The following is a 4,745-nucleotide window of genomic DNA, read 5'->3' as shown; positions in this document are numbered from 1 at the left end:
TCGGCGCGCCTTGACTCGGGTGCTCTACGAGGTTTTGTTAGCGGCTTTTAGTACTTGCCGCGCAGGGTCAGCATGACATTGCGCGGTTCGCCATAGAAGTTGTAGATATTGGGCGTGCCCACCGAGGCGTAGTAGCGGGTATCAAACAGATTGTTGATATTCAGCGCCAGGCTGTAGTTCTTGTTGAACTGGTAGCCGATACGGGCATTGGCCACCACATAGCCGCTGTTCACCACCTCGTCCGACCAGCCGCGCGAGCTTTGCGCACGGCTTTGGGCAATCAGGCCGCCACCCAGCGAGTAGCCCTTGAGCCAGCCGGTATCGGCAAAGGTGTAGTTGCTCCACAGCTTGAACTGGTTGCGCGGGGTCTGGATCGAGTAGGTCTTTCCCTGATTGCTGGGGTCGGACAGATAGGTGGTGGTCATGTAGGTATAGCCGGCTGTCACGTCAAAGCGGCTGTTCACCTTGCCTTGCACTTCCAGCTCCACCCCTTGCGATTCGATTTCACCGGCATTCAGGTAGTAGTTGGAACTGGGATAGGCCGGGTCGGCATAGGCGCGGTTCTTGTCACGGATGTTGAACAAGGCCAGGGTCGCACCCAGCCTGGAATCCAGAAACTCCCCCTTGGCCCCTACTTCATACTGACGACCGACCCGCGGGTCTAGCGTGGAGCCATCCGCCTTTTGCTGGGTTTGCGGCACAAAGATATTGGCATAGCTGGCGTACAGGGTCACTTGCTGGCTGAAGTCGTACAGCAGGCCGCCATAAGGCGTGACGCGATTGCTGGCCTTGGCACCGTCTTTCCAGTCGGTCACGGTGGACGGGGCAATATTGTGCGACTTGGCCAGGAAGGTGGTGGTGCGCGCCCCCAGCAGCAGGGTGGTGGCGTCAGTCAGGTGCAGGCGGCCCTGGGTATAAAAGCCACTTTGCCGGGTATTGCTTTCGCTGCCGGAGGTGTAGTTGATCACCGGTTCGGCCAAGCTGCTACCGCTGGCGTAGTCCACCCCGGAATAAGTCGGCCCGCGACCGGAACGGCCCTTGCTATTGTATTCATCGACATTGAAGCCCAGCAGCATGTCATGCTTGCGGCCCCACATTTCCAGCGGCCCGGACAGGCTTATATCCATGCCGTCGCGGGTATAGGTGTAGTCACCGCGCATGGTGCTGTAGTCGATGGTATTGGTCAGCGGGTTCAGGCCGGACGAGGTATAGGCATATTTGTAGTACAGCTCCTGCACCCGGTGGTTCACGTTCAGCTTGGCGGCCCATTCATTGCCGAACTTGTGTTCCAGCGCGGCGGACAGCTCCTGCGTGTTGTAACTGGTACGTCCCCAGTCCGGGGCATTGAAGGTAGAGGGCGATACCTTCAGCAACTGGTAATGACCATTACTGTCGGTGGTGGTGTAAGTGGGCAAGCCGGACCACGGGTCTTTCACCGTCTGGTTCTGCCCGGTATAGCTGATGTCAAAGGTGGTTTGCGGGCTCAGTTCGAAACGCAGCATGCCGGACAGCAGCCACTTGTTGCTGTGGGTGTGGTCGTAAAAATAGTCGCGGTCTTCGCTGCTGGCAATCAGCCGGCCTTGGACAGTGCCGCTTTCATTCATGGCACCGGTGACATCGCCCACCAGACGGTTATTGCTCCAGGAGCCGGCACTGGCTTCCCAACTGGCGGCAAAGTCTTTTTGCGGCTTTTTCTTTACCAGATTGACAATCCCCCCCGGCTCGCCCACCCCGCGCAGCAGCCCGGCCGGGCCGCGCAGCACCTCAATGCTTTCATACAAAGGCAGGTCAAACTGGTGCGAGGGCGACAGGCCGTTATACGACGTCACCCCGTCATACATCACCCCGACCGAGTTATAACCGCGAATCAGGTACTGATTACTCAGGGTGTCGTTGGCAATGACAGTGACACCGGTGGCCTGCTGCATGGCATCGGCCACCGTGGTCATGTGCTGGTCTTCCATTTGCTGCTTGCCCACTACCGATACCGAGTTGGCAATCTCGCGCAGGCTGACCGGCTTTTTGCCAAAAATGGCAGCCTTGTCGGCCTTGTAGCTGTCCAGTGCGCTGGCCGTCACCAGCACTTCCGGCATCAGCTGTGCATTAGCGGGATTGGCTGCTTTGACAATGATATAGCTGCCGCTGGCGGTTTTTTGTGCTTGCAAGCCACTGCCTTGCAGCAGCCGGGCAAGCGCCTGCTCGGCCGACATGGTGCCATTGAGCCCGGCGCTGCGCTGACCATCCAGTTCATTGCTGGCAAACAGCAGTTGCAGGCCGGTTTGCCCGGCCAGGCCGGTCAGGGCTGAGGCCAGGCTTTGCGGTGGAATGTTGACTGTCACATCTTGCGCCAGAGCGGCACTGGAAAACAGGGCGGAAACCAGCAGGGCCAGTCCCATGGATGGATAGCGTTGTTTCATCTTCGTTTCTTTGCTTTTGAGTGTTCATCACGGACAAGAAGGAAGACGAAACAAGGGTCCACAACCTGACATGGCTCAGCACTTATTTTTTTCTGCGCAGCAAAACAGTGCCATCCGGCTGTCGCTGCGCCTGCAAGGGCAGCATGCTGGTGAACATGTTCAGCAAGGTGTCACGGTCGTCTCGCTGTACGCTGCCGCTGAGCAAGAGGCTGGCCTGTGACGGGTCCTCCAGCCGCCATGACTGCGCCGACTGGCCATTGACTGCCTGCAGCAAGTCCCCCAGCGGCAGGTGGTTGAAAGTCCAGGTGTCACTCTGCCAGTCAAAGCTGCCCGCGGATAACGGCCCTGTCAGATGCTGGCCCTGATAACGGGCCTGCTGTCCGGCAGCCAGTTGCAGCACCTGGCCGGCAAGACGCAGCTCCACCAGCCCTTGCTGTACATGCACCGCTACCTGATCCCCGCTGCGCAGCACAGCAAACTCGGTGCCGATATCGCGTAACTCGCCTGCCCCGGCCAGCACTTTCAGCGGGCGCGGATTGGGTGCCACCCGGATGCTGGCCATACCCTGCTCCACCACCAACTGCCGCTCGCCCCAGCGATAATCCACCCGTACCCGGCTATGTCCACCCAGCGTCAGCTTGCTGCCATCGGCCAGGTATTGGCTGCTGCCTTGTCCGTAGGCGGTGAGCAGCACCGATTGCACCGGCAAGTGCAACAAGGTCCAGCCGCCGAGCGCCGCCAGCAACAGGCAGCCCAGGCTGGCAGCCCGGCCGCGTCGGCGCGCGGGTGCTTTGGCCAGCTGGTCCATGGCACCCCACAGGCGGCACTGGGCGGCGTATTCCTGGCGGTGTTCTGCGGCGGCATCATGCCAGCGCTGGAATTCTGCCTGCTGCTGGGGGGTCAGCCCCTCTTGCTGGCGCAACAACCAGCGGGCTGCTTCTTCCCGCAGTTGGCGGACTGCGGCATCGGCCTCATGGCTCATGCCCACTCCAGCTGCTGGCGCAAGGCCAGCATGGCGCGGATCAACAGTTTCTCCACGGCATTGAGGGTGATACCCAACTCGGCCGCCAGTGTTTTTTGCGAAATGCCATCAAAACGGAAACGGACAAAGGCCTGACGACAGCGTGGCGGCAGGCTGTCTATCGCGTGGCGCAGCTGGGCCAGTTGCTGGCGGGCCAGCACGATGCGTTCGGGAGAGGGGGCGGCGGATGGCTGTTGCTGACACGACTCCAGCGGCACCATTACCCCGGCATGGGCCGCCTTGCCCCGGTAGTGGTCGATCAGCAGGTTGCGGGCAATGCAGAACAGCAAGGCGCGCGGCTGACGCACACCGTCCAGCGCTTTGTCCGTTGCCAGGACACGGGCAAAGGTTTCATGGGCCAGATCGTCGGCCAGGGCGGTACTGTCTACCTTGCCACTCAGGTAGCGGCGCAGTTCGACAATATGGTTCAAATACAAGGAAGCAATGTCGGCAGCAATAGGCATGGCAGCAGCCAGACTGGCAAATCCCGACATCATAGATGGCGGCCAGCGGCGCCACCATGTGGCAAATTGTCACAGGCCGACTGTTTGGCTACTCAACGCCATCCTCTGCCTCGCCAGGCCGTGGCGGAGCACCTCGACCAGACAAAGCCTGCGCCACCGGGGGCGGATGCTTGGCCAGCATGCGCTGCAAGGTGCGACGGTGCATGCCCAGTGCGCGGGCAGTGGAAGAAACATTGCCATTGTGCTCCAGCAGGATGCGCTGCACATGCTCCCAGCCCAGCCGCCTGACCGATACCGGCCGATCGGCAATCGGCAAGTCGGGATCCGGCTCCCTCTGGCTGAAGGCCGCCAGAATGTCGTCCACCGAGGCCGGCTTGGACAGATACTGCATGGCCCCCAGCTTGACCGACTCCACTGCGGTGGCAATGCTGGCATAACCCGTCAGCACCAGGATCTGGCTGCGAGAATAATGTGCCTTGAGATCCGGCAGCAGCTTCAGCCCGTTTTCACCCCCCAGATTCAAATCCAGGATGATGCGTTCACAGCTGTCGGCAGCATGGCACAAGGCATCGCGGCCATTGTGTGCCAGCAGCACATCCAGCTGGTGCCGTCGCAGGGAGCGCGCCAGTACCTGGCAAAAATCGACATCGTCATCAACCAACAAAACCGTCATGACAATTCCTCCCCATCATTCATTCCTTCACGCCCATCGGATGGCAAGCCACCTGGCATACCACCTGCCATGCATACCGCACAAAAGCGACGCAGCACATGCTGCGTCGCCCTGTACAACACTTACTGTGAATCAATCATCGTGATGCAGGCTCTCCTCGATCACCGCAT

General features: G+C 60.3%; 4 protein-coding genes. All 4 read right to left on the bottom strand.

Annotation, left to right across the window (positions count from 1 at the left end; genetic code table 11):
• Window positions 1–47: 47 nt before the first annotated feature.
• Window positions 48–2,417: a TonB-dependent siderophore receptor gene (locus EAY64_RS18915; protein WP_103526267.1), complete on the bottom strand. Its 2,370-nt coding sequence runs from the start codon at window positions 2,415–2,417 to the stop codon at window positions 48–50.
• An 82-nt stretch (window positions 2,418–2,499) separates the two neighbouring features.
• A complete protein-coding gene (locus EAY64_RS18910; protein ID WP_103526266.1) occupies window positions 2,500–3,399 on the bottom strand; it encodes a FecR family protein in 900 nt (299 codons plus the stop codon).
• A complete protein-coding gene (locus EAY64_RS18905; RefSeq protein WP_158604735.1) occupies window positions 3,396–3,902 on the bottom strand; it encodes an RNA polymerase sigma factor in 507 nt (168 codons plus the stop codon). The genes EAY64_RS18910 and EAY64_RS18905 overlap by 4 nt, the downstream gene beginning before the upstream one ends.
• A gap of 88 nt (window positions 3,903–3,990) precedes the next feature.
• Entirely contained in the window at window positions 3,991–4,575 is a 585-nt protein-coding gene (locus EAY64_RS18900) for a response regulator transcription factor (RefSeq protein WP_103526264.1), read from the bottom strand.
• Between the last annotated feature and the right edge of the window lie 170 nt (window positions 4,576–4,745).

It is taken from the genome of Aquitalea palustris (assembly GCF_003693445.1).
Lineage (GTDB): Bacteria > Pseudomonadota > Gammaproteobacteria > Burkholderiales > Chromobacteriaceae > Aquitalea > Aquitalea palustris.
This window is presented reverse-complemented; position numbering and strand designations above follow the sequence as displayed.

Coding starts and splice junctions, on each gene's coding strand:
- EAY64_RS18915 (WP_103526267.1), bottom strand. CDS start 2,417: ATGAAACAACGCTATCCATCCATGGGACTGGCCCTGCTGGTTTCCGCC.
- EAY64_RS18910 (WP_103526266.1), bottom strand. CDS start 3,399: ATGAGCCATGAGGCCGATGCCGCAGTCCGCCAACTGCGGGAAGAAGCA.
- EAY64_RS18905 (WP_158604735.1), bottom strand. CDS start 3,902: ATGCCTATTGCTGCCGACATTGCTTCCTTGTATTTGAACCATATTGTC.
- EAY64_RS18900 (WP_103526264.1), bottom strand. CDS start 4,575: ATGACGGTTTTGTTGGTTGATGACGATGTCGATTTTTGCCAGGTACTG.